The organism is Stagnihabitans tardus, assembly GCF_009925085.1.
In the GTDB taxonomy this organism is placed as follows: Bacteria; Pseudomonadota; Alphaproteobacteria; order Rhodobacterales; family Rhodobacteraceae; genus Stagnihabitans; species Stagnihabitans tardus.
The window spans coordinates 1-895 of record NZ_JAABNR010000084.1 but is presented as its reverse complement, the minus strand read 5'-3'; the positions used below and the strand labels follow the sequence as shown (position 1 = coordinate 895).

Below are 895 nucleotides of genomic sequence, written 5' to 3'. Positions count from 1 at the left end.
AAGGCAAAACGAAGACCGGATATCTCTGGGCGGTTCTTCGGGACGACCGGGGCTGGAGCGGCAGCGCCCCGCCGGGTGTCGTGTTCCACTATCGACCCGGGCGCAAAGGCGAATATGCCGCCGAAATCCTTGTGGGCTTCAACGGCACGATCCAGGTCGATGCCTATGGGGGCTACTCCCATCTGGCTACGCCGAGGCGCACCGGGGGCGATCTGGCTCACGCCTGGCCTTCTGCTGGGCCCATGGTCGGCGCAAGCTGATCAAGGCCAAGCCCCGGAAGGGTTCGCCCCTCGTTGACGAGGCGCTCTTGCGCATCGCCGCCCTCTACAAGGTTGAAGATGCCATCCGAGGCCACGACCCAGACCACCGTCGCGCCATCCGGCAAGAACTCTCTCGCCCGCTGGTCGACGAGTTCTTCGACTGGCTGAAGGCTCAGGCTGCCCGCGTCTCACGCAAATCGGATCTCGGTGAGGCCATGGTCTACATGCTGAAACGCCAAGACGGCTTCCGGCTGTTCCTGGGCGATGGCCGGGTCGATATGGACTCCAGCCTCGTCGAGAATGCAATCCGCAGCCCTGCCATGAACCGCCGCAACGCCCTCTTCGCCGGTCATGACGAAGGCGGCCGAAACTGGGCCCGCTTCGCCAGCCTGATTGGCACCTGCAAGATGAACGGCGTCGAACCCTATGCCTACCTGCGAGATCTCTTTACCCGCCTCGCCCAAGGGCACCTCGACAAAGACATCGATGCGCTGATGCCATGGGCAACAGCCAGCAGCGCCTACCCCTCTTCATAAGCTCATCCGGGACTCCCGGACGTGCTCACCCGTCGGTCGATCCCGCACATCAAACCGCCACAACCCCAAAATAGATGGGACGCAACCGCCGCATACGGT

Annotated in this window: 1 pseudogene; it reads left to right on the top strand. The window is 63.4% G+C overall.

Annotated elements, in window-relative coordinates:
* Window positions 1-796 (top strand): annotated as a pseudogene (gene tnpC, locus GV832_RS21695) (IS66 family transposase); the annotation flags it as partial.
* Window positions 797-895: the final 99 nt, after the last annotated feature.